At 65.6% G+C, this 21,370-nt stretch carries 21 protein-coding genes; 6 read left to right on the forward strand and 15 right to left on the reverse strand.

The features are described from left to right. Positions 1-5: 5 nt before the first annotated feature. A complete protein-coding gene (gene urtA, locus A5779_RS21230; RefSeq protein ID WP_064885348.1) occupies positions 6-1,274 on the reverse strand; it encodes an urea ABC transporter substrate-binding protein in 1,269 nt (422 codons plus the stop codon). Between the two features lie 255 nt (positions 1,275-1,529). On the opposite strand from urtA, the gene A5779_RS21235 reads away from it, so the two are divergent. Continuing rightward, on the forward strand, positions 1,530-1,955 hold the full coding sequence (locus A5779_RS21235; protein WP_174554256.1) for an Rv2576c family protein: 426 nt from the start codon (positions 1,530-1,532) through the stop codon (positions 1,953-1,955). Positions 1,956-1,970: 15 nt separating this feature from the next. Here A5779_RS21235 and A5779_RS21240 read toward each other — a convergent pair whose 3' ends face one another. Next, positions 1,971-3,374, reverse strand: a complete 1,404-nt coding sequence (locus tag A5779_RS21240) for a hypothetical protein (RefSeq protein WP_064885351.1) — start codon at positions 3,372-3,374, stop codon at positions 1,971-1,973. Positions 3,375-3,550: 176 nt separating this feature from the next. On the opposite strand from A5779_RS21240, the gene A5779_RS21245 reads away from it, so the two are divergent. Then, positions 3,551-4,705: a hypothetical protein gene (locus A5779_RS21245; protein WP_082941785.1), complete on the forward strand. Its 1,155-nt coding sequence runs from the start codon at positions 3,551-3,553 to the stop codon at positions 4,703-4,705. Between the two features lie 169 nt (positions 4,706-4,874). Here the strand turns inward: A5779_RS21245 and A5779_RS21250 are convergent, their stop codons facing one another. Continuing rightward, positions 4,875-5,693 (reverse strand): alpha/beta fold hydrolase, encoded by an 819-nt coding sequence (locus tag A5779_RS21250; RefSeq protein WP_064885353.1) that lies wholly within the window; start codon positions 5,691-5,693, stop codon positions 4,875-4,877. 174 nt (positions 5,694-5,867) lie between these two features. Between A5779_RS21250 and A5779_RS21255 the strand changes: the two genes are divergently transcribed. After that, positions 5,868-6,878: an Rv2578c family radical SAM protein gene (locus A5779_RS21255; RefSeq protein WP_064885393.1), complete on the forward strand. Its 1,011-nt coding sequence runs from the start codon at positions 5,868-5,870 to the stop codon at positions 6,876-6,878. Positions 6,879-6,990: 112 nt separating this feature from the next. Here the strand turns inward: A5779_RS21255 and A5779_RS21260 are convergent, their stop codons facing one another. The 4 genes from A5779_RS21260 to A5779_RS21275 form a co-directional block, all read right to left on the reverse strand. Beyond that, complete coding sequence (locus tag A5779_RS21260; RefSeq protein WP_064885355.1) at positions 6,991-8,265, reverse strand: acyl-CoA dehydrogenase family protein; 1,275 nt, start codon at positions 8,263-8,265, stop codon at positions 6,991-6,993. Next, complete coding sequence (locus A5779_RS21265) at positions 8,262-9,422, reverse strand: acyl-CoA dehydrogenase family protein (protein ID WP_064885357.1); 1,161 nt, start codon at positions 9,420-9,422, stop codon at positions 8,262-8,264. The genes A5779_RS21260 and A5779_RS21265 overlap by 4 nt, the downstream gene beginning before the upstream one ends. Positions 9,423-9,459: 37 nt before the next feature. Beyond that, positions 9,460-10,689, reverse strand: coding sequence for an amidohydrolase family protein (locus A5779_RS21270; protein ID WP_064885359.1), 1,230 nt, complete (start codon positions 10,687-10,689; stop codon positions 9,460-9,462). 112 nt (positions 10,690-10,801) lie between these two features. After that, positions 10,802-11,440: a TetR/AcrR family transcriptional regulator gene (locus A5779_RS21275; protein WP_064885361.1), complete on the reverse strand. Its 639-nt coding sequence runs from the start codon at positions 11,438-11,440 to the stop codon at positions 10,802-10,804. Between the two features lie 91 nt (positions 11,441-11,531). Here A5779_RS21275 and A5779_RS21280 point away from each other — a divergent pair, with 91 nt between their 5' ends. Next, the gene (locus A5779_RS21280) at positions 11,532-12,365 is read left to right on the forward strand and encodes an LLM class flavin-dependent oxidoreductase (protein WP_064885363.1); all 834 of its coding nucleotides are present in this window, start codon (positions 11,532-11,534) and stop codon (positions 12,363-12,365) included. Between the two features lie 14 nt (positions 12,366-12,379). Next, on the forward strand, positions 12,380-13,279 hold the full coding sequence (locus A5779_RS21285) for an acyl-CoA thioesterase (RefSeq protein WP_064885364.1): 900 nt from the start codon (positions 12,380-12,382) through the stop codon (positions 13,277-13,279). Between the two features lie 76 nt (positions 13,280-13,355). Here A5779_RS21285 and A5779_RS21290 read toward each other — a convergent pair whose 3' ends face one another. From A5779_RS21290 to ypfJ, 8 genes are all read right to left on the reverse strand, one after another. Beyond that, on the reverse strand, positions 13,356-14,177 hold the full coding sequence (locus A5779_RS21290) for a mycofactocin-coupled SDR family oxidoreductase (RefSeq protein ID WP_064885365.1): 822 nt from the start codon (positions 14,175-14,177) through the stop codon (positions 13,356-13,358). Further along, a complete protein-coding gene (locus A5779_RS21295; protein ID WP_064885367.1) occupies positions 14,174-15,733 on the reverse strand; it encodes a flavin-containing monooxygenase in 1,560 nt (519 codons plus the stop codon). The genes A5779_RS21290 and A5779_RS21295 overlap by 4 nt, the downstream gene beginning before the upstream one ends. After that, positions 15,730-16,320, reverse strand: a complete 591-nt coding sequence (locus A5779_RS21300; protein WP_064885369.1) for a TetR/AcrR family transcriptional regulator — start codon at positions 16,318-16,320, stop codon at positions 15,730-15,732. The genes A5779_RS21295 and A5779_RS21300 overlap by 4 nt, the downstream gene beginning before the upstream one ends. A gap of 32 nt (positions 16,321-16,352) precedes the next feature. Next, positions 16,353-16,799, reverse strand: a complete 447-nt coding sequence (locus A5779_RS21305) for an SRPBCC family protein (RefSeq protein WP_064885371.1) — start codon at positions 16,797-16,799, stop codon at positions 16,353-16,355. Further along, positions 16,799-17,680, reverse strand: a complete 882-nt coding sequence (locus A5779_RS21310) for an RNA polymerase sigma-70 factor (RefSeq protein ID WP_064885373.1) — start codon at positions 17,678-17,680, stop codon at positions 16,799-16,801. The genes A5779_RS21305 and A5779_RS21310 overlap by 1 nt, the downstream gene beginning before the upstream one ends. An 83-nt stretch (positions 17,681-17,763) precedes the next feature. After that, a complete protein-coding gene (locus A5779_RS21315) occupies positions 17,764-18,288 on the reverse strand; it encodes a DinB family protein (protein WP_064885375.1) in 525 nt (174 codons plus the stop codon). A gap of 21 nt (positions 18,289-18,309) precedes the next feature. After that, positions 18,310-19,944, reverse strand: coding sequence for a DUF885 domain-containing protein (locus A5779_RS21320; protein ID WP_064885377.1), 1,635 nt, complete (start codon positions 19,942-19,944; stop codon positions 18,310-18,312). Next, positions 19,937-20,830 (reverse strand): KPN_02809 family neutral zinc metallopeptidase, encoded by an 894-nt coding sequence (ypfJ, locus tag A5779_RS21325; protein ID WP_064885379.1) that lies wholly within the window; start codon positions 20,828-20,830, stop codon positions 19,937-19,939. Before ypfJ ends, A5779_RS21320 begins: the two co-directional genes overlap by 8 nt. Before the next feature lie 74 nt (positions 20,831-20,904). On the opposite strand from ypfJ, the gene A5779_RS21330 reads away from it, so the two are divergent. After that, the coding region (locus A5779_RS21330) for a carboxylesterase family protein (protein WP_165609813.1) at positions 20,905-21,370 on the forward strand (466 nt) is incomplete at its 3' end.

Raw genomic sequence — 21,370 nt, forward strand, 5'->3', positions numbered from 1 at the left:
TCGCCTCAGCCGGACAGCCCCGCAGCCCACGGGTAGGACTTCAGGTACGGATCCGGATCGATCGGCCCCTTGGATTCCCAGATGGTGTAGATCAAGCCGTCGGGCCGGATCTCGCCGATGCGGGCGGTCTTGGTGATGTGGTGGTTCTCGCCGTCGATGGTGACCTTGCCTTCAGGGGCGTCGAAGGTGACGCCGTCGGCGTTGTCCTGGATCGCCGCGACGTCGAACGACTTTGCCTTCTCGACGGTGTTCTTCCACAGGTACACCGAGACGTAGGCGGCTTCCATCGGATCGGAGGTGGGCTTCTTGGGATCCTTGACGAAGTCCTTGTAGGCCTTGACGAAGGCATTGTTCACCGGGGTGTCGATGGTCTGGTAGTAGTTCCACGCGGTCAGCTGGCCGGTGACATTCTGCACCCCGATACCGCCGACCTCTTCTTCGGCGATCGAGACCGAGACCACGGGCATCGCTTGCGGGGTCAGACCGACATTCTTGTATTCGCGGAAGAACGCCACATTGGAGTCGCCGTTGAGGGTGTTGAACACGGCGTCCGCGTCGGCGCTGCGGACCTTGTTGACGATTGTGGAGAAGTCGGTCGAGCCCAGCGGCGTGTAGTCCTCGCCCTTCATCTCGATGCCGTTCTCTTTGGCGTAGGCCTTGATGATCCGGTTGGCGGTCTGCGGGAACACATAGTCACTGCCCACGAGATAGAGCGACTTGACGCCCTTCTCCTTGAGGTAGTCCAGTGCCGGCACGATCTGCTGGTTGGTGGTGGCGCCGGTGTAGAAGATGTTCTTGCTCGACTCCAGACCTTCGTACTGCACGGGGTAGTAGAGCAGGGCGTTGGCGCTCTCGAACACGGGCAGCATGGCCTTGCGGCTCGACGAGGTCCAGCCACCGAACACCGCGGCCACGCAGTCACTACTGATCAGCTTCTCGGCCTTCTCGGCGAACACCGTGGGCTCGGAGGCCCCGTCCTCGCCGATCAGCTCGATCTGTTTGCCCAGGACACCGCCCTTGGCGTTGATCTCCTCGACCGCGAGCTTGATCGCATCGCGCACCGTCACCTCGGAAATGGCCATCGTGCCTGACAGCGAGTTCAACGATCCGACCTTGACCTTTGGGCCGGAGGTGTCCACGCAGGAAGCGGTGTTTGCTGTGTCGGTTTCGCTCGCCCGGCTGCCGCAACCGGCAAGGAGCAGGCTGGTGACTGCGATCAAACTCCCTGCGGCAAGCGCAGACCGACGCAACGGGGCACGTCCTGGAACTCGCATGGGCGACCTTTCCCTTTGATTGCAGCGCTTCTCAGCCGATCGGTGCCGGCGGCGGTGCAAGAGGCTAAACACCGGAGTGCGGGTGTCGAATCGGGACGTTAGAGCGCCGCTGTTACTGGGAAATGTCTGTGTGTGACAAACAAATTAACCTCAAGCTAGGCCGAGTTGGTTTGCCGTTGGCGGGACGCTGTGACACCCAGTAGTCGCACCTGTAACAAGGCGGTAGCGTGCTCGGATATGACGTATGTGACGAATATGCGAAAAGCGACAACCACGGTCGGTGCGGCGCTCGTACTGGCGGCTGCGGGTATGGCGGTCTCCAACGCAACGTCGTATGCGGACCCGTCGGGCCAGGGCCATCAGGTGAAGTACACGCTCACCTCCGGTGCGCCGTACGAATTCGACCTCTACTACCTGACGACGCAGCCTGCGAGCAAAGACGCCTACAACGCTGATGCGTACAAGTACCTGCAGAAGGCGACGGTGAACGTCGGTCCCGACACGCCCTGGGTGTTCGAAACCACGCTCGCCGATCCGCAGTGGGCTGTCTTCACGGTCGCGAGCACGACGCACGGGGGCCAGGCTCAGCCCAACGCGCACTGTGAGATCTCCGTCGACGGTCAGATCGCGGTCCAGAACGATCATCCCTACAGCCCGCGCTGTCAGCTCGGTCAGTGGTAGTTTGACCCGCCCGCGTTATCCGGCGAGGTACTCGCCGGATAACGCGTAGACCGCCTCGTCGCCGTGCGCGTCGTGGTAGTCCACCTTGATCACGACCTGATCCTCGCGGTCACCGGCGTCGCTGCCCCACGCACCGATGGTGATCTTGGCTTTCCCGCGGTCCACCGGGTCGACTCCATAGCGGCGCATCGCATCCTCACGCACCTGTGCCACGACGGTGGGGGAAATGTCGGTGAACCTGAACCGGGGTGACCGGGTGTCGTCGCTCATCGGATCATCCGGCGTGGTGAATCCGCCGGCGTTCACATGCGTGCGGTAGTAGTAGTCGCCCCGGAAAAAGGTGAGCCAGAATCCGCCCTTGTCGTCCGACAGCTCGATGTTCTTGAGGATCGGTTCTGAGGTCGACAGCCCGCGGGCGACCAGTGCGGCCTCCGCCTGCGCCAGCCCGGCGCCGACATCGTCGGCGGGCCACCACGGCGCGACGGTGCCGTCGGGCTTGCCCATCACCGTGACGTTGGGGTTGCCGAACCAGCCGTCGATCAGCACCGGCCGTTCGGCCCCGAAGATGTCGTCGTCCTCACGGGAGATGGCGAGGCGCGTGGGCTCGTTGTTGTCCGGCGGCAGCATCGCCATTGCCGTGGACAGATAGTTCCTCGCCGAAAAGGCCTGCAGTTCCCCGACACTGAAGGTGTCGCGACTGCGTCCGCCGGTCGTGGACTCGGTGGTTTCCCAGCCGCGGGTACGGCCTTCGTAGCTCCGGCTCCGGTCTCCACCGAGGTACACAATCGCAGTGACATAGCTGTCGCGGATGTCGATCTCCAGCAGCGCATCGAGCAGGTCCGGCGACTCCGCACGCAGGTGGGCGAGAAGTTCGTCGTACCACTGCCACAGCGGTTTCGTATCGGGGTCGTCCGAGGTGATGCCGGGAACCGCGGTCGACACACTTCTGGTCAACGGCTTGAGATCCCAGATGTCGCTCGGTGGGAGCAGCATCGTGGCCCACATCGCCGCCACGGCCGTCAGAGCCGCCGGTGCGTGGGCCCGCGTGGGTCGGTGCTCGATGACCGCAGTGCTGCCAGGCGTTCCGATTGCCTCCGACGGCAATTCGCCGCGACCATCGGCGACGAGGCCGGCGATCTGCGCGCGGGACAGGTTGGCGTGACGGTGAAACCGGAACGGTACGTCTCGGGGCGGCCGTGCCTCGCCCGCGACGACGGTCGACGCGACCGCCGGAGCCGGTGCCGAGCGGTCGATCAGGTCCACGGCCACCGGGACCAGTGCACCGGCGGGCGCGGCGGTGACCGACCGTGTGAACGTGCCGGCCACCATCCCGATCCCCAACGTGGCGAGAACGACCGCGAGCACCAGGAACCAGCCACCCGAGTAGGCCCCGATCGCGATGCCGGAGCCGACGCACACGCCACCTACGATCGAGCGAAGAATCGAATTCACCTCTACTCAACGACCTTTCGGCGTTCCAGCCGGGCCCGGCGGCGTTGCTGCGGGTCTTCAGCCATGGGTCAACCATACGCAGATGCCACTGGCCAGTGGTTGCACGGTAATGTCGGTGGAGTGCGTTGGACGGTTGCGGCGGCATGAGCGTGGACGCGCCGGCCGGTGAGAATCTCGCGCTGATCTCCCGCACCGAATACCTCGACACTCCAACCCGCATCCGCCGGGGTGTCTGCGCAGCGCTGCTGTTGGCAGCAGCGCCCTTGCTGTTGATCCTCGTGGCCAGTGGGGTGCCCCCAGCGATCGTCATCGTGGTTGTGGGTGCGTCACTGACCAGTTCGGTCCTGTACAGCGTCGTTGGTCGAATGACAGGTCGACGAGCCGCGGTTCGACTCGCGCTTGTCGACGGGCAGGTCCTGATCGGAACCGAAGACAGCGAGGATGTCGTGCGCTCGCTGTCCGATCTCGTCGATGTCGGCCTGTCCGCCGAAGGGTCGCCCGAGACCCGCATCGCGCTCGCTGACCGTGACCTTCGAGTCCAAGGTGTGCGCTATCTGCAGTTGACCTTCCGCGATGGCGCCGACTTTCACGTTGCGGTCCTGGAGGACGATCCGGTCGCCGCCGAGATCCTGCGGCGTCTGCGGCGCGCGGTCCCCGAGAAGCCGCGCAAGTACAAGCAGATGAGGCCGGCAGGTGGTCAGCCCGGCGCACCGGCGGAGCCCGTCACCGCCAGGGTGGAGGAGCCGCCTGTGTCCCCGGCGGCTGAGCCACCCGTGTCCCCGGCGGCCGACGTCCGGCTGTGGGAGGCTGCGCGCGCGGTCCACCGGCGGGTGTTGTCCGAATACGGCGCCTACGAACTGGAGCCCGCGCTGTACCTGCGTTATCCCGGCGTCACCGACATCACCCGCGAGCACGTGATGGATTTCCATACCGCGTTGGAGGAGGCCCAGGCGTTGGCCACCGACGCCTACCCGGACGCCGCATTCGCCGGGCGTTACCGCGCGGCGGTCGATGCGCTGCGGCGCCAATGGGTTCGGTGCGAGCGCGACGGAAAAGCCACCGGGACCAGTTACTTGGCCGACGACGACCGCGCCGACTTGGATACCGCCGCCAAGCTCTACAACCACGCGCAAGCCACCGACCAGCCAGGGGAGAAGACGTCATATCTGCGCAAGGTGCAGCAGATAGTCGTCGACCTCGACGGGCGTGGCCGGGTACACCTGCCGCGTCCGGTCGTCGCCGCGATCGAATCCCAGGTTCGGCTGGCGCTCGAGCCGGGACCCGGCTCGGCAGACTGAACGTGATCCCACGGACTGGGAACAGTGTTGACGTCGCGCTCGAACTGGTGTTCGATAAACGTATGCGCATCGGCGGTTCCGCTTCCGGCCCGATGCGCGATTGACTGGGCAAGCGCCCACGGCGCGCGCCGATGCCGTACCCGAAACCGCGGCATCGGCGCACCCAGTCCTATCTGTGGGCGTCCGCTCGGTGCACGGCGGCGGCGATGGCGCGAGCGAGATCTGTCGGCGCCTCGATGTGCGCCAGGTGGCCCTGTCTTGGCAGTCGAATCAGATTCGCCTGCGGTAGCGCGGCCGCGAACCGGGCAAAGGCGGTGCCGTACGGTGCGAGGTTCTCGTTCAGTGCGCCGAGGATGAGCGTCACCGGGATTTCAAGGTTTCGATATCGGTCCAGGGCTGGGCGGTGGGAATTGATCGCAGCCAGTTCGTCGGCCAATGGTGCGGCGAGCGGCAGCAGGATCGGCCATGCCGCGGTGCGGCGCAGTTCGGCGACGTATTCCGTCGAGAATCCGGAGACCTCGGTATTTATCAGGGTGACCGCCCGGTCGAGATCCCCGGCGATGACGGCGTGACGAAGACGGGGGACGACGTCCGGCGCAAAGGGTCGGCCGACCGGTTCATAGGCTGTCGCCGACTGGATGTGCGAGTTGTCCAGCGCGGCTTCCAGCGCGATGAGGGCGCCGTAGCTCCATCCGAAGAGGTGGGCGTCGCCGACTTGGTCGAGGATGTGCCGCAGATCGGCCACCTCGACGTCCACTGAATAGTCGGTGCCCAGGGCACCGCTGGGGACTCGGCCACGACGGTTGAGTGTGATTACCGGGTTGGGTAGCTCGATGGCGTCGACCACGGGACTCCATGTCGCTGCGTCGGCCATGACACCTGGGACAAGTAGCAGGGGAGTGCCGATACCGGGGCGGACCTGGCAACTCAGTGTGGTGCCGGCCCGGTGGTAGTCGATCGTGCCGGGTTGCGATTGCGTGAATGTCATTCTGGCGCAAGTCCAATCGTGACATGTCGAGTTTCGGTGCCGCTGCCGATCGCTCGGCGGCCCACCTCCTACGCAACCCCGTTGTGGCCGACGGTGTTCCTCTGTTCGGGCGGAACATCGACACACGCATGGAATTACCTTGACATTCGTATCGAACAATTGTTCGATGTCGGTATGCGGTGGGACGACCAGGCGGTGCGCGCTGACGACGGGGCGCTGCCCGGTCTGCAGCGGCTCGGTTTCGTACGCAGCGTGCGTACGCCGCAGTTCGAGGGCATCACGTTTCACGAGGTGCTGTGCAAATCAGCGCTGAACAAAGTGCCGGCAGCGTCGATGTTGCCCTTCCGGTACACGGTCAACGGCTACCGCGGCTGTAGCCACGCCTGCCGGTACTGCTTTGCCCGTCCGACCCATGAGTATCTCGAGTTCGACAGCGGCACGGACTTCGACACTCAGGTCGTGGTGAAGACCAACGTCGCCGAGGTGTTGGCCCGCGAGTTGCGGCGCCGGTCCTGGACGCGCGAGACCGTTGCGCTCGGTACCAACACCGATCCCTACCAGCGCGCCGAAGGCAGATACGCCTTGATGCCGGGAATCATTGCGGCGCTGTCGGATTCGGCTACCCCGTTCTCCATCCTCACCAAGGGCACGCTGCTTCGTCGTGATCTGCCGCAGATCGCCGAGGCATCGCGTCGCGTCGACGTGAGCGTGGCGGTGTCGCTGGCGGTCGGCGATCCGGAGCTGCACCGCACGGTCGAACCCGGAACCCCGTCGCCCGAAGCGCGGTTGGGTCTCATCGCGGCGATACGCGACGCCGGGCTGCGGTGTCATGTGATGGTTGCGCCGGTGCTGCCATATCTCACCGATTCGGCTGAGCAACTCGACGACCTGCTGGGTCGTATCGCTGCGGCCGGGGCAAGCAGCGTGACCGTGTTCGGTCTGCATCTGCGGGGGACGACCCGCGGTTGGTTCATGTCCTGGCTGCAGCATGAACGTCCCGAACTGATTGCCGATTATCAGCGGTTGTACCGGCGCGGAGCGTATCTGCCGCCCGACTACCGCGACATGCTTCGGGCCCGGGTGCGGCCACTGGTCGCCCGGCACGGTCTGACGGGCCCGGCGCCCGCCGCGCGCGTCGGGCCGGTACACGAAGCCCCGGCACCGACCCAACCGGCTCTCTTCTAGTGGGCGAGGCCGCGAACGAAGTCGGCGACCGCGCCGATGGGGCCCGGCTCGGCGTCGACGAACAACTTCGAAACCGTGCGTCGTGTGATGCCCGCTGTACGCCGCGACGCAGTCAGCTCTTGTTGCGTTTGACCTGATTGAACGGCACGCCGCGGTCGGCCGCGAGCTCACGGGGGAAGCCGAGGATCCGCTCGCCGATGACATTGCGCGCCATCTCCGAACTGCCGCCGCCCAGTGACCCGGTCTGCCGGGACAGGTAGCGCACTCCGATCTCCATCAGCCCGGCCAACTCCGGGGCGTCGTCAGAACCCTCGTCGACGACGCCGGCCGTACCGGCAATGGCCAGCGCGGTGTCCACCTCGAGTTCGGTGGTCTCGGCATGGAACAGCCGGATCAACGTCCCCGCATTCGGTGGCAGCGAACCGTTTCCGATCGCCTTGCCGACGTGATCGATCAGCTGCTTCTTGACCATGCGCCGCACGAGCGCACGACCCGCCAGGTCCTGCACCCGGGCGTCGTCGCCCTGCCCGGTGGCCTCGGCCAGCCCGACGTGGTCCGGCGGCATCTCGTTCGCGTTCTCGGCCCCGGTCCCACTGGCGAACTCCGAACCGCCACCGACTGCCCGACGCTCATGGTGCAGCTGACGCGAGGCGACGGTCCACCCGTCGTTGACGTCGCCCACCACGGCGTCAGCGGGCAGCTCGAGATTGTCGAAGAACTCCTCGCAGAATTCCTCGTTGCCGTTCACTTCGGTGATGCGGCGCATCGTGATGCCCGGCGCGTTGAGCGGCACCAGGAACATGGTCAGACCTTCGTGTTTGGGCACGGTCCAGTCGGTGCGGGCCAGCATCAACCCGTAGTCGGCGGCAAAAGCGCTGGTGCTCCAGGTCTTGGCGCCGTTGATGATCCAGGTGTCGCCCTTGAGCTCGGCTCGGGTGATCACGCCGGCGAGATCCGATCCGCCACTGGGCTCGGACAGCAGCTGGCACAGGACCTCGTCGCCTCGGATCGCGGCCGAGATGCGCTCACGTTTCTGGTCTTCGCTGCCCATGTCGAGAATGGTTGCGCCGCAGATGGTGAACGACGGAGTGTTGAGGATCAACGGCATCTCGTAGTTCCGGCATTCGTCGTTGAATGCCTTCTGGTACGCGTAATCGAGGCCAAGGCCGCCGTACTCGCGCGGGAAGCAGATGCCGGCGAAGCCGCCTTCGTAGAGGCGCTTCTGCAGTTCCTTTGCCCGCTCCCAGGATTCGTTCTCGGCGCGTACCGCGAACGGCGGGTTGTCGGGGTTGATCGGCGGCATGTTCTCGGCCAGCCAGGTCCGGGCGCGCAGTGCGAACTGTTCGACGGACTCTGTTGTTGCTGCGGTGCTCACGGTGTCGGTCATGCCCCGATCTCCTCGGCTGCGCGGGTCTTGCGGCTCAACGCGTACACGGCGCGGTGGTGGTCTTCGGGTGATCCGTAGAGCGCCCGGTAGAGGGCGACCCGCCGCAGGAACAGGTGCAGGTCGTGCTCCCAGGTCACCCCGATGCCGCCGTGTAACTGCACGCAGTCCTGCAGCATCACCGGTGCCCGTTCGGCCACATAGGCTTTCGCGACGCTGACGAGTTTCGGTGCTTCCTGTGAGCGTTCGGCCACTGCCGCCACGGCTCCGATGGTGGTGGCGCGTGCTGCTTCGAACCACATCTTCATGTCGGCGGCGCGATGTTTGAGAGCTTGATACGACGCGAGTGGGCGGCCGAAGCTGTGCCGGTCGTTGAGCCACTGATTGGTCATCGTGAGTACCGCGTCGAGGATTCCGACGATCTCGGCGCACTGCAGCACCAGGGCGACCTGGCGCTGGCGTTCGATGATCGCCGGGGTGTCCTCGGCCGTCCCCACCACGGCGGACTCGTCGACCTCTACGCCATCGAATTGCACTCGGGCATAACGCTTGACCAGGTCCACCGATTTCTGGGGGCTGACGGTGACGCCGGTGGTGTCGGTCGGCACGACGAACTGCCGGATCTGGCCGTCGCAGACGGCAACCACCAGGACCGTGCCGGCCTGGTCGCCGGCTTCGACGCGGTCCTTGACGCCGTCGATGCGGTAGCCCGCTTCGGTACGGGTGGCCGTGGTGCCGACCCCGGTGACGGACTGAAGGGCTCCGAATGGCCGCTTGGGTTCGTAGGCCGCCCACGATGCCACGGTCTCGCCGGCAACCAGTGATTCGATGAGTTCCTCGTGCCCTTGCGGTGATTCGACGAGGCCGGCCAGCACGATACTGACCGGATGCAGCGGACCGGGGGCCACGGTGTGGCCGGCCTGCTCGGCAAGCAGCGCCAGGTCGGTCACACCGTCTCCGGACGGACTCCCGCCGCCCAGCTCCTCGGGTACGAGCAGGCTGGCCCAACCCAATTCGGCTGCGCGTCCCCACCATCCGGTGTCGAAGGCGTTGCCCTCGGCATGGAGTTCACGCACGCGGCTCAGCGGCACCTCCTTCTCGAGGAAGGCCTGTGCGGTGGAGGTGAACAGCATCTGTTCGGGATTTGCCACATCTGTCATGTAGTCGCCCAGCTTCGTAGGGGTGGAGGGGACTGGATCAGTTCAGTACGAGTGCGGGAACATCGGGTCGGTACACCTTCTTGTTCTCGACCTTGAACAGGTCGACCAGGTTGCCGCCCATGACCTTTCGGACGCCCTCGTCGTCGAGGCCGTGTGCCACCAGATCATCGACGAGGTTGATCGGATCGGCCAGTCCCTCGGGGTGCGGCCAGTCCGATCCGAAGATGATGCGGTCGATGCCGCACAGGTCGGCCATCTTCTTGAAATCGTCCTCCCAGAACGGGGCGACGTACACGCAGCGCTTGAACGCCTCGATCGGATCCTCGGGGAACTCCTGCGGCATCTTCGAGTAGACGTCCTTGAACTGGTAGAACAGGTACGGCACCCACGAGGCGCCGTTCTCCACCGACAGGATTCGCAGGTCCGGGTTGCGGGTCAGTGCGCCGTGGCAGACCAGCGCGGCCATGGTGTCCTCGATCGGACGCTTGCCCATCGCCACCATCCGGAACGATGTCGGCTTGAACGGGAGGAACTCGTCGGCCGGCTCCCAGTCGTTGAGGTACTGCGCGTACCCGCTGTCCGAAGCGTGCATGCACACCGGGATGCCCGCTTTCACGCAGGCGTCCCAGAACGGGTCGAACTCCGGAAGGCCCATCGAGCGGGTACCGCGGTAACCGGGTACCGGCGCCGGGCGGACCAGCACGGTCTTCGCCCCGCGCTCCAGGCACCACTCAAGCTCTTCGAGGGCACGGTCCACGACGCCGAGATTGATGACCGGGGTGGAGAAGATGCGGTCGGAGTAGTTGAATTGCCAAGTCTCGTACATCCATTCGTTGAGCGCATGGATGATGTCGAGGATCAGATCCGGATCGTCCTTCAGCCGTTCCTCGACCAGGCTGGCCAATGTCGGGAACATGATCGTGTAGTCCAGGCCGAGGCTGTCCAGAACCTCAAGGCGCGCTTCCGGATTGCGGAATGCCGGGATCGCCTTCATCGGCTTGCCCATCACCTCGCGGTAGCTTTTGCCTCCGCTGCCGTGCCGGAAGTACTCCTCCTGGGCACCCGGCCGCGCGACGACCTCGAACGTGGGGTTCGGGATGTAGTCGCTGATCTGGTTGCGCACCACGATCTTCGTACGGCCGCGCACATCGATGTAGTCGATGACGCCCTTGCGATTGTCGGGCAGGAACTGGGTGAGCGCCTCTTTGGGCTCATAGAAGTGGTTGTCGGCGTCGAACACCGGGTAGGGAAGCTCGCGTGAGGGCATGTTCGCCTCCTGAAAGAGTGTGATTTCCGAAACTGGTAATGACGTTACCACGGGATGAGCAGGGTCGACGAGCCCATTCGGGCGATCGCTCAATTGATCGGAAAGCTGCTGGTCAGACGGGGCGCTGAAGGGTCAGGAGACCGCGCACGCAGAACTCGTAGATGTGCTCCCCGTCGATCGGCGCGCCATTGAGTTCGACTCCCAGTGAACGCAGCCGCATCGCACCCAGGACCGACTGCATGATCAGGGCGGCGGTGCTCTGGACGTCGATGTCGGACCGGAACACCCCCGAATCCATTCCGCGCCGCAGGATGTCGCCGATGAGCTCGTGCAGTGGTGCCAGCACCCGCGCGTATTCGCGCGGTAGCGACTCGGCGAGATGGTCGTTGTAGAAGGTCAGGCCGCGGTTGATGCTGTCCTGGGTGCTCGACGACGCCGGGATGGTGATGCGCTCGATCAACGACCGGAGTGCGTCGGGGCCGGCGAGCCCGTCGGTATCGGCGCGCCAGCGCTGCGTGGACTCGGCCATGATCTTGTCGATGAGTGCCAGTAGAAGCTCATCCTTGGTGGAAAAATGCTGGTAGAAGGATCGCAAGGAGGTCTTGGAGCGTTCCACCACCTCCAGGACCGTGAAGTCGGTGCGTCCGGTTTCGCCCAGGATTGCCAACGCCGATTTCATGAACCTGCGGGCCCGGTCTGCTTGTGCCTCGGCGCGCGCGCCTTCGGGTGGTCGTCCGGCCGGCCTAGCCATTGCGCCATCACCTCCGTCATGCTGCACTTGCGAGAATGACGTTACCGTTTCTGTAGAAGCAATAGGCGGCTTGTGATTATGTGTTGCAGCGATGAGTGAGTGGTTCCTGTTCCTGCCCCAGGTCCGGCTGGCCGTCGACGACGTCGTTGAACGTGCCCAGGTGGCCGAGGCCAGTGGCTTCGACGGCATTGCCTTCATCGACCATCTGGAGGCACCCGGTGCCACTCACCAAAACATCTGGGAGGCAATGACCGTCGCGACGTGGGTGGCGGCGCGCACCGAGCGGCTGCGGATTGGCCACCTGGTGTTGTGCGACGCGTTCCGTCATCCGTCGGTGTTGGCCAAGCAGGCCGTCACTCTTTCCGAGGCCAGTGGCGGGCGCTTCGAACTGGGCCTCGGATCCGGGTCCTGGCCCCAGGAGTTCGAGCGGTTCGGCATCGAGAGCGGCGACGCGGCAGCACGGGTACGCAGGCTCGGCGAGAATTTGGATCTGCTGCACCAGTATTGGGGCGACGGTGAGCGTGGGCAGGTCCCGCGTCCGTCCCATCCAATTCCATTGGTGCTGGGCGGAACCGGCAAGCGCATGATGGAACTGGTGCGGGCCCACGCCGACTGGTGGAACATTCCGTCGCATCAGCTCGATCGGCTGCCCGCGTTGCTGCCGACAGTGGGCTCGGCACGAGCCTCCCTGCAACAGATGGTCGGCTTCGTCGGCCGCGACGCCGATCGCACGGCAGTCACCGAACGTAGCACCCGACTGTTCGGGCACCTCGGCGACGGCTTGGTGTGCGGCAACGCCGCTGAACTCACCGCCCACTTCGCAGAGCTGTCCGCGCAGGGAGTCGAACGCTTCTACGTGTGGTTCGCCGATTTTGCCGCACCCCAAACCATTTCGGAATTCGCCGAGACAGTCATCAACGCGTGAAAAGAGAGGAAGTCATGACCGCAGAATCCGAGGCACCCCAAGAGGCCGAACCGACCCAGTGGACACTGCAGATGCTGCTGGACCTGTTCGATGCCGAACCCACGGGGGAGAACCGTTTCACCGTCCAGACCGGCATCGCCGGTGTCGACGAGCGTCAGGTGGTCGAAGGCACCCAGATCGTGGGCGCCGCGATCGTCGCGGCGGCGAAACGCTTTCCGGACAAGTCGGTGCGGTCGGCTCACGCGGTGTTCGCCCGGGCTGTGATGGTGGGCCCACCGGTCGAGCTCGACGTCGATGTGATCAGCGAAGGCCGGTCGACAGCTACCGCGGTGATCGCGGCGTCACAGAACGGCAAGCGCTGCATCACCATCACGGTGTTCACCGATGTGCCCTCCGGCGACGTGATCCGGCATCACCTGCCGCGGCCCGAGGTCGCCGGCCCGGCGGACTCGAATGTTTCGCACATGCCGATGATCGGACGGGAACTGCGTGTGGTCGACGTTGTCGACGTCAACAGCCCCGACGAGGTCGGACCGCCCGAGCTGTACGCCTGGCTGCGCTACGATCCGGTGCCGGCCCGAGACGATCTGGCCAAGGCGCTGATCGCATATTTCACGGGGCACCTGGGCATTTCGACCACGATGCGAGCGCATGAGGGCATCGGTACCGCGCAGGCCCACCTCACGGTCTCGACCGCGCCGATGACGGTCACGGTGAGTTTCCACGAGCCGGTCCGGTGGGACGGGTGGCTGCTCTACAGCCACGAGAGCACCCAGGTGGGTTCGGGTATGTCGTATGTGCGCGGCGCGGTGCACACCGAGGAAGGTGAACTCATCGCCTCATTCAGCCAGGACGCTTTGATCCGTCCGCTGCGCACCACCGACACCAACATCTCCGAGCACTCGCGGCTGTAGTTTCTTGCGCGAGCAGACGCGTAGGCACCCCGAAATGTGCTTGCAAGGGTACCTACGCGTCTGCTCGGCGGGAGAACTAGATCTTCAGATACCCCTTGTCTGCCGGGATCTGAGCGGCGGTGACCAACGACGACGCATCGCTGGCGAGCCACAGCACGATGTCCGAGATGTTGTCGGGCGGGGCGAGTGAATCCGTCGGCAGGGCACCGGGGGAGAAGCTGTGGATGTAGTTCGGATGGTCGGCGAACATCTGATACATCGACAGGTCGTTACCCATCGGGGTGTCCGTGCCGTACGGGTGGATCGAGTTCACTCGGATTCCGAACTCACCCAGCTCGACCGCCAGTGAATTGGTGAGCCCGACGACACCGAACTTGCTTGCGCAGTAGTGGCCGCACCCGGGCACCGCCTTGATGCCTGCCGCCGAGCTGACCGCGATGATCGAACCGCCGTTGCCTGCCTCGATCATGGGCGGCACCACCGCCTGGACCGTGTTGAACACTCCGGTGAGGTTGATATCGATGATCTCCTGCCACTGCTGCGCCGGAATCTCCCACAGCCGGCCCCAATTGAGCACACCGGCGTTGGCCACGACGATGTCGAGCCGGCCGAATTGTTCGACCGCATCGGCCACCAGCCGCTTCTGGCCCTCGGCATCCCGCACGTCGACCTCCCGGGCCAGGATCTTGCGCCCCTCGCCCTCGACGAGGGCCACGGTCTCGGCGAGGTCCTCCGAAGTGGCTGGGGCGTAACCGTTCTGGGCGGCGACAGGTGCGCAGGCGTCGAGCGCGACGATGTCGGCTCCGGCTCGGGCCAGTCGCACGCAGTGCGAACGGCCCTGGCCGCGCGCGGCACCGGTGACATAGGCGACCCGCCCGGCCAGTGAAAGATCAGTCATGCGGGTTGCTCCTCGGGTAGTGCGGTGACGCGGACATTGGTGAATTGGTAGTCGGACAGCGGGGAGTGCCGGGCGAACTGTCGGGATCCGGTGATCGTCTGCGGCCGGTAATACGGAGTCTCGTACTGGGAGTTGACGAAATAGCTGTTCAGGCCCGACGTAGCGGTGTAGTACAGGTGTGCGACCCGGCCGTCGCGACGCATCCGCTCATTCCACAGGTTGAACGCGTCCTGGCTGACGGTGGCGACCTGTGCACCGCGGCGGCGGGTCTCGTGGATGATCCGCACGGCGTGGGCGGCCACGGTCTCGACATAGTCCAGCCAGGCGAATCCGACGAAGCCGAGCGGGCCGACGATCTCCCAGCGGTTGGGCAGCCGTGGGTGGGCTGTCCCGGCGTAGCTCTGCAGACCGTGCGCGCGGTAGTACTGGGCGAGATCGAAACCGTTGGGGCCGACGATGGTGTCTGGCCGGTAGGTCTCCGGATCGATCCACAGTTCGTAGCCGGTGGCCAGCACCAGCAGGTCGGCCGGATGATCGACGCCGTCGGTGGTGCGGATTCCGGTCGCGGTGATCCGTTCGATCGGCGTGGTGATCAGGTTGGTGCCGGGGTTGTTCAGTGCCGGCAGGAATGCGCTGGAGATCACCGGCCGTTTGGCCAGGATTCCATAGCGCGGTACCAGTTTTCGGCGGGTGGCCGCGTCGTCGACGACGGCGCGCAGCAGCAACCGGTACAGCATCCGGGACCAGCCGTCGTACAGCGGCATCAGGCGGCGTAGCCAATTGTCCGGCAGTCGGGAGAAGACGTGGACGATGGGTGCCACCATGAAGATGTCCATCGCCAGCCGACCGACTGTGTTCACCGCTGGAACGACGCCGGGCAAGCGCATCAGTCGGCGCATCCACGGCGAGAAGTCGAAGTCGACTTTCGGTAGCACCCATGCGGGGGTGCGTTGGTAGACATCGAGATTGGCGGCGTCCGCGGACAATGCGGCGGTGATCTGGACGCCGGAGGAACCGGTGCCGATCACGGCGATGCGCTTGCGCTTGGTGTCGTAGGTGTCGTCCCAGGCGTTGGGGCGCAGGACCGTCCCGGTGAAGTCGTCGACACCCTCGATGTCGACGGTCTGCTTGGCATTGACGTACCCGCCGACCGAACTGACCACGAAACGCGCGGTCACGGGTGCCTCGTCGCGGATCTGCAATCGCCACAGGCCGTGTTCGTCGTCCCACTGCTGGCGGATCACCTCGGAGTTGGGCCGCAGGTGTTCATAGAGTCCGAGACCGGCCGCCGTGTCCTGCAGGTAACGGTGAATTTCCGGGCCGGGTGCGAAGAACCTGCTCCAGTTCGGGTTGGGAGCGAACGACAGTTGGTACCACAGGGTGGGGATGTCGACAGCGAGACCCGGGTAGTGGTTGTCGCGCCAGGTTCCGCCGAAGTCGTCGCCACGTTCGATGATGACGAAGTCGTGGATACCTTTCTGGCGCAAGAGGTGTGCCGTCGCGATGCCGCCGGGGCCGGCGCCGATGATCGCCACCTCGTAATCTGGCTCGGTCATTTCTGCCTTCCGGTCAGGCCGACGACGATGTGGTCGGACACGAATCGTTTGACCGCACGTGGACTGTCGAGGTTCACGCCGATCGGTGGGAGAAGTTCGAAGCTCAGCAACAGGCGCACGATCCATTCGCCGGCCCGTGCCGGGGTGACGCCGGGACCGACCTCCCCGCGTTCCCGGGCCGCCTGCACGGCCGGCTTCCACAGTTCGATCGAGCGTCGCATCAGATCGTCACCGGTGTTGCGTAGCAGTAGCACCAGGATGCTCTCGTTGATGCCGCGCGGCGCCACGGAATCCGACTGCTGCCGGTGCGCGCAGATGACGACCGCGGCTGCAGCTACCTGATCCGCGAGCGTGTCGTGACGGTCCACCTCGGCGGCAATGGTCTCGATGAACGCGCCCGCCAGGTGGTCGAGCCCGATTCTGATCGCGTTGTCGCGACTGCCCAGCGCATTATGGACGGTACCGCGGGAGACACCCGCATGTTCAGCGACTGCGGTGAGACTGAATTGCCTTGGGCCCAAAAGTCTGAGCGTCGCAGCGGTGGCGGTGAGCAGGGCGGGTGACACCGCTCGGCCCGTATCGCGCATTTGAACAGATTAACGAAATCTGTTCAATGTGGTCAGAGTTTGGCCAGATCCGTCGTGGCGGCGTCCAGCACGTCGTTGAACACCCTGGTCAGCATCGGACGGCCGACCCGACGAGTCAGAGTTCCGCCGATGAGTGGGAACTTCACCCGGAACGTCGTGGTCCACACGACGCGGGTGCCGCCATCCACCGCGGTGAAGCTCACCCGTCCATGCCGGTGCTCCGAGGGAGGGAAGCTGCGTTCGACCGCGTAGTCGAAGGAGTGCGGCGCGTCGTAACCGGTGATGCGTTCCCGGAACCAGCCGATCGCCCAGACCAGGATGCGTACCGCTCCTTGTCCATAGGGGGCTTGCCGCCCAGGTTCGGCCAGCCGCTGCCGAAGTACCAACGGAGAACGCGTGAAATTGGCTGCGTTGCTCATGAACTCGAACACCTCATCCTGCGGTGCTCCGATAAAACGTTCGACGGTGACGGTCTGCATCAGTTCTCCTGCTGTCTGGTCAGGCTGCGGGTGGTGGCGGTGTCGCGGAGCTTGTCGGGATTGCGCATCGCGTAGAGCGCGGTGATGAGTCCGCCGGTCAGCTCGATGAGCAGGATCGAATCCAGCACTCCGTCCCGGAGGAACGACACGGCGGGCATCGAGTTGTAACTTCCGAACGAGATGTCGAACTCGGCCATCGCGCCCTGGGCAAGCCCGGCCATGAATTGTGCGACGCGGTGTGGCCCGACGACCGGACGGCGGGCCGCCGATACCTTTCCGCCGCCGTCGGACAGCGCCACGATGTCGGGGGCCATCACCGCGACAAGGCCATCGATGTCACCGGTGTGTGCGGCCCGCAGGAATCTGGTGACAGTAGTCCGTGCCAGCTGTTTGTCCGGCGTGAAGCGTCGTCGTCGGGCGTGTACGTGTTCGCGTGCGCGGTGGGCGATTTGGCGCACCGCGGTATCGGACTTGCCGACCACGGGCGCGATCTCGGGATAGCTGTAGCCGAACACCTCGTGCAAGACGAAGACCACGCGTTCGTCGGGGCTGAGTGTCTCCAGGACCAGCAGCATTGCCATGGATACGGACTCGGCGAGGACGGCGTCCTCGCTCATGTCGGACTCGGTCTGGATCGGCTCGGGGAGCCAATTGCCGACGTAGTCCTCACGTCGGCGCTTGCTGGCGCGCAGTGCATTGAGCGCCTGCCGCGTCACGACCTGCACGAGATATGCGTGCGGATGCGTCACGTCGGCCGCCGCGATCCAGCGCAGGTAGCTTTCCTGCACCACATCTTCGGCGTCTGCGGCGCTACCCAGAATCTCGTAGGCCAGCGTGAAGAGCAGCGGGCGGTAGCCGGCGAATACCTCGGTGTCGTTCAGATGATCCCCCTGTGCCGTTGGTCGTCACACTCTCAGACACCGCTGGGGCTCCGAACCGTGACAGCCTTCGGCTGTGAACCACATCACATCCCGGCGACGTCGTACGCGTGGTGGACGATGTCATGCAGGTGGTAGATCGCGATCGTCGCGATGGTGAACTCGCTGCCATTGCTGCGCAACCCGCGGCGCGACCACGCGTCGGCCGGCACCCGGTCATAGGTGTCGGCGACCACCCCGGCCGCCTCGTACAGCTCGGTCGCGACCACCCCGGGATCCTGCGACCCGTAGTCGTCGGCGATGGCGGTGGCGTCCTGATCCCAGTTCGGGAACCGGGGATCGTGCTCGGTCAACATCAACTGCACTCGGTGCTCGAAGATCCGGTGCACGTCGCGGATGTGGCAGCCGTACTCCAGGATTGACCAGCGGTCCGGGCGGGCCCGCACATCGACCCCGGTGCCGTGTAGTCGGGGTACCCACAGTGCGGCATCGTCGCGGATCATGCTGGCGACCTCGCTGCGGTGCACCGATGCCGGGTCGAACCCGCACTCTGTGCAGGTGCGAGACAGTACCCAGGTCCAGTCCTTGGTGTCAGGCTCCAGGGCTTCCATACTCACCAGTGTTGCCGCCGGTCAGCCGGCTGACAACGCCGATCTGAGGACATCGAGGGGCAATCCGCCCAGATCGAGAGCGCGGCTGTGGAATTCCCGCAGAGATGATCCCCGGCGCAGGGCCTCGTCGCGCAGTTCGTGCCAGATTCGTTGGCCGATGGCGTACGACGGAGCCTGGCCCGGCCAGCCGAGGTAGCGGTCGAGCTCGAAGCGCAGGTTCTCCTCGGCCATGGCCGAATGCGAGGTCAGGAAGTTCCATGCCCGCTCGGCATCCCACACCTCGCCGTCGGGAGCCGTGAGGCCGCAGTGAACGCCGATGTCGAGCACAACTCGGGCCGCTCGGAACCGTTGGGCGTCAAGCATTCCCATGCGGTCGCCGGCATCGTCGAGCCAGCCCAGCTCGGCCATCAGCCGCTCGGCGTACAACGCCCAGCCCTCACCGTGGCCCGACACCCAGCAGCCCAGCCGACGCCACCGGTTGAGCCGGTCGGCCTGCGCCACCGCGCGGCCGATCTGCAGATGATGGCCGGGAACACCTTCATGGAACACCGTGGTGGTTTCCTGCCAGGTGTGGAACCGCTCGACGCCGGGTGGAACCGACCACCACATGCGTCCGGGTCGAGACCAGTCCTCCGACGGCCCGGTGTAGTAGATGCCGCCGGTCTGGGTCGGCGCGATCCGGCACTCTAGCGTGCGAAGCGGCCCGTCGATGTCGAAGTGGGTGCCGGCCAGAGACTCCACCGCACGGTCGGACAGGTCCTGCATCCAGGCCTGCAGCGCATCGGTACCGGTGATGACGTAGCGCGGTTCGTCGTCCAGCCGGCGCAGCGTCTCGGCCACGGTAGCCCCGGGGTAGAGCTGCTGAGCGATCGATTCCTGTTCAGCGACAACGGCATCGAGCAGGCCCAAGCCCCATTCGTAGGCCTCGTCGAGGTCGACGGCGGTACCCAGGAACTGCCGTGACATCAGCTGGTAGGTGTCGCGTCCGCAGGCATCGGACTGGCGCGCACGCGGGGCGATGTCCTCCCGCAACACGTCGCCCAGTCGTCGGTAGGCGTCGGCCGCGGCTTCGGAGCGCCGCTTTAGCTGCACCTGTAGTTGCCGGTTTTCCGGTGCCGCTCCGGTGACCATCTCGGCGAACAACTGGGCGATCTGCCGGGCCTGGGTGACTCCTCGGGTGACCTGGCGCAGGGCCGGTCCGTGACTGCTGCCGGCCGCGGCACGTAGGGCGTCCGCGTAGCCGGCGACACGTTCGGGCACCTTCGCCAATCGCGCAGCGATCAGCGCCCAGTCGTCCTCGGTGTCGGTGGACATCAGGTCGAATACGTCGCGCATGGTTTGCAGCGGTGAGGCGATGACGTTGAGCTCGCCCAGGTCCAGGCCGGCATCGTGAACGTCGAGCGCCGCGCCGAGGCGCTCGCGCAACGCGGCCACGGTGACCGCGTCCACATCGTCGGCGGGCTCCAGCCCGTCGAGTTCCCGCAGCGTTGCGCGGGCAGCTTCGGCGCGCGCTGCCACTCCATGTGGGGAGTAGTCGGTCACCTCGTCGTCGTGGCCGGTGATGCCGAGTTCCGTTGCAGCGCAAGGGTCAAGCCGCGCATAGGTATCGAGGTAGCGCTCGGCTACCGCGTCGACGGCGGTGGCGGCCCTAGCCAAGGTTGTTCGCGGCGAAGGTGTCGCACTTGTTCGGATCGCCGGTCTGGTAGCCGATGGTGAACCACTTCTGCCGCTGCTCGGAGGAACCGTGGGTCCACGCTTCGGGGTTGACCCGGCCGGTGGCCTGCTTCTGGATGCGGTCGTCGCCGACCGAGGAGGCCGCCGACAGGGCGTCGGTGATGTCCTTGTCGCTCAGTGGCTGCAGGAACGGGACGTCGGTGCCCTCCTGCCGGGTGATCGACGCGTAATGCGCCCAGACGCCGGCGTAGCAGTCGGCCTGCAGTTCGGTGCGCACGCCCGCACCGGTGGCGCCCTCGGGGTCCCGCTGGGCCCGGCCGAGAACGCCGAGCAGGTCCTGCACGTGGTGGCCGAACTCGTGGGCGACGACGTACTCCTGTGCGAGGGGCCCTCCGCTGGAACCGAACTGATCGACGAGCACCTGGAAGAAGTCGGTGTCGAAGTACGCCGTCTTGTCGACGGGGCAGTAGAACGGGCCGACGTCGCTGGTGGCCGGGCCACACCCGGTCTGGACCTGCCCCTTGAACAGTCGGACGTGCGGACGGGTGTATCCCTTGAGCAGCTGGGACCACACGCCGTCGACGGAGTTGCCGGTGGCGACCACCCGGCATTCGACCTTGCTGTTGGCGTCGGCGCCGGTCTTGCACTGGCTGAGGTCGAAACCCTCACCGCCCGCGCTGCTGGTGTCCATCGGCTGCTGCTGTTGCGGCATGACGGTGCCGGGGTCGACGCCCAGGAACATCGCGAGCACAACGATCAACAGACCGCCGAGACCTCCACCGATCGCGATGCCACGGCCGGGGCCGCGGCCACCGCCGGAACTGGAGGTGGTGCTCGTGTCGATCTGCATACCCTCGTTGAAGGTCATCCCGTCACTCCATCGCATTCGCCGGTAGGTGCGTGCTCAACAGCCCGTTAAGCTTTTCACACTACGATTCAGACGTGTCCGTCGTTGCGGAACATTCGACCATTGCCCACACCTCGCTGGGGCGGCTACGCGGTACCCGTGAAGGCGGGGTCAGCGTGTGGCGAGGTGTCGAGTACGCCCAGCAGCCCGTCGGCGCACTGCGTTTCCTGGCGCCGCGGCCGGTGGTGCCCTGGACCGGAGTGCGTGACGCCGTCGAGCACGGCCCGTTGCCGCCACAAGGCCGTTCGTTCGTCGGGGGAGGCCGAGACGACCCCAAGGTGCGTGACGAGGCTTGCCTGACCGTCACCGTCTGGTCCCCGGACACGGGCGGCTCGTTGCCGGTGATGGTGTGGATCCCCGGCGGGGCCTTCGTCTACGGTGCGGGCCAGCTGCAGCTGTACAACGGCTCGCGGCTGGCCGAGAACGGCAACGTGGTGGTCGTCAACGTCACGTATCGACTCGGCGTGTTCGGGGGATTCGAACTCGGCGATCTGGGTGAGG

The sequence above is a fragment of the Mycolicibacterium peregrinum genome (assembly GCF_001665625.1).
Taxonomy (GTDB): domain Bacteria; phylum Actinomycetota; class Actinomycetes; order Mycobacteriales; family Mycobacteriaceae; genus Mycobacterium; species Mycobacterium peregrinum_B.

What these genes read in the sequence shown, in the direction of transcription:
- A5779_RS21235 (WP_174554256.1), top strand. Translation starts at nt 1,530, where the DNA reads ATGCGAAAAGCGACAACCACGGTCGGTGCGGCGCTCGTACTGGCGGCT.
- urtA (WP_064885348.1), bottom strand. Translation starts at nt 1,274, where the DNA reads ATGCGAGTTCCAGGACGTGCCCCGTTGCGTCGGTCTGCGCTTGCCGCA.
- A5779_RS21275 (WP_064885361.1), bottom strand. Translation starts at nt 11,440, where the DNA reads ATGGCTAGGCCGGCCGGACGACCACCCGAAGGCGCGCGCGCCGAGGCA.
- A5779_RS21265 (WP_064885357.1), bottom strand. Translation starts at nt 9,422, where the DNA reads ATGACAGATGTGGCAAATCCCGAACAGATGCTGTTCACCTCCACCGCA.
- A5779_RS21280 (WP_064885363.1), top strand. Translation starts at nt 11,532, where the DNA reads ATGAGTGAGTGGTTCCTGTTCCTGCCCCAGGTCCGGCTGGCCGTCGAC.
- A5779_RS21315 (WP_064885375.1), bottom strand. Translation starts at nt 18,288, where the DNA reads ATGGAAGCCCTGGAGCCTGACACCAAGGACTGGACCTGGGTACTGTCT.
- A5779_RS21300 (WP_064885369.1), bottom strand. Translation starts at nt 16,320, where the DNA reads ATGCGCGATACGGGCCGAGCGGTGTCACCCGCCCTGCTCACCGCCACC.
- A5779_RS21245 (WP_082941785.1), top strand. Translation starts at nt 3,551, where the DNA reads ATGAGCGTGGACGCGCCGGCCGGTGAGAATCTCGCGCTGATCTCCCGC.
- A5779_RS21250 (WP_064885353.1), bottom strand. Translation starts at nt 5,693, where the DNA reads ATGACATTCACGCAATCGCAACCCGGCACGATCGACTACCACCGGGCC.
- A5779_RS21290 (WP_064885365.1), bottom strand. Translation starts at nt 14,177, where the DNA reads ATGACTGATCTTTCACTGGCCGGGCGGGTCGCCTATGTCACCGGTGCC.
- A5779_RS21260 (WP_064885355.1), bottom strand. Translation starts at nt 8,265, where the DNA reads ATGACCGACACCGTGAGCACCGCAGCAACAACAGAGTCCGTCGAACAG.
- A5779_RS21270 (WP_064885359.1), bottom strand. Translation starts at nt 10,689, where the DNA reads ATGCCCTCACGCGAGCTTCCCTACCCGGTGTTCGACGCCGACAACCAC.
- A5779_RS21305 (WP_064885371.1), bottom strand. Translation starts at nt 16,799, where the DNA reads ATGCAGACCGTCACCGTCGAACGTTTTATCGGAGCACCGCAGGATGAG.
- A5779_RS21285 (WP_064885364.1), top strand. Translation starts at nt 12,380, where the DNA reads ATGACCGCAGAATCCGAGGCACCCCAAGAGGCCGAACCGACCCAGTGG.
- A5779_RS21295 (WP_064885367.1), bottom strand. Translation starts at nt 15,733, where the DNA reads ATGACCGAGCCAGATTACGAGGTGGCGATCATCGGCGCCGGCCCCGGC.
- A5779_RS21255 (WP_064885393.1), top strand. Translation starts at nt 5,868, where the DNA reads ATGCGGTGGGACGACCAGGCGGTGCGCGCTGACGACGGGGCGCTGCCC.
- ypfJ (WP_064885379.1), bottom strand. Translation starts at nt 20,830, where the DNA reads ATGACCTTCAACGAGGGTATGCAGATCGACACGAGCACCACCTCCAGT.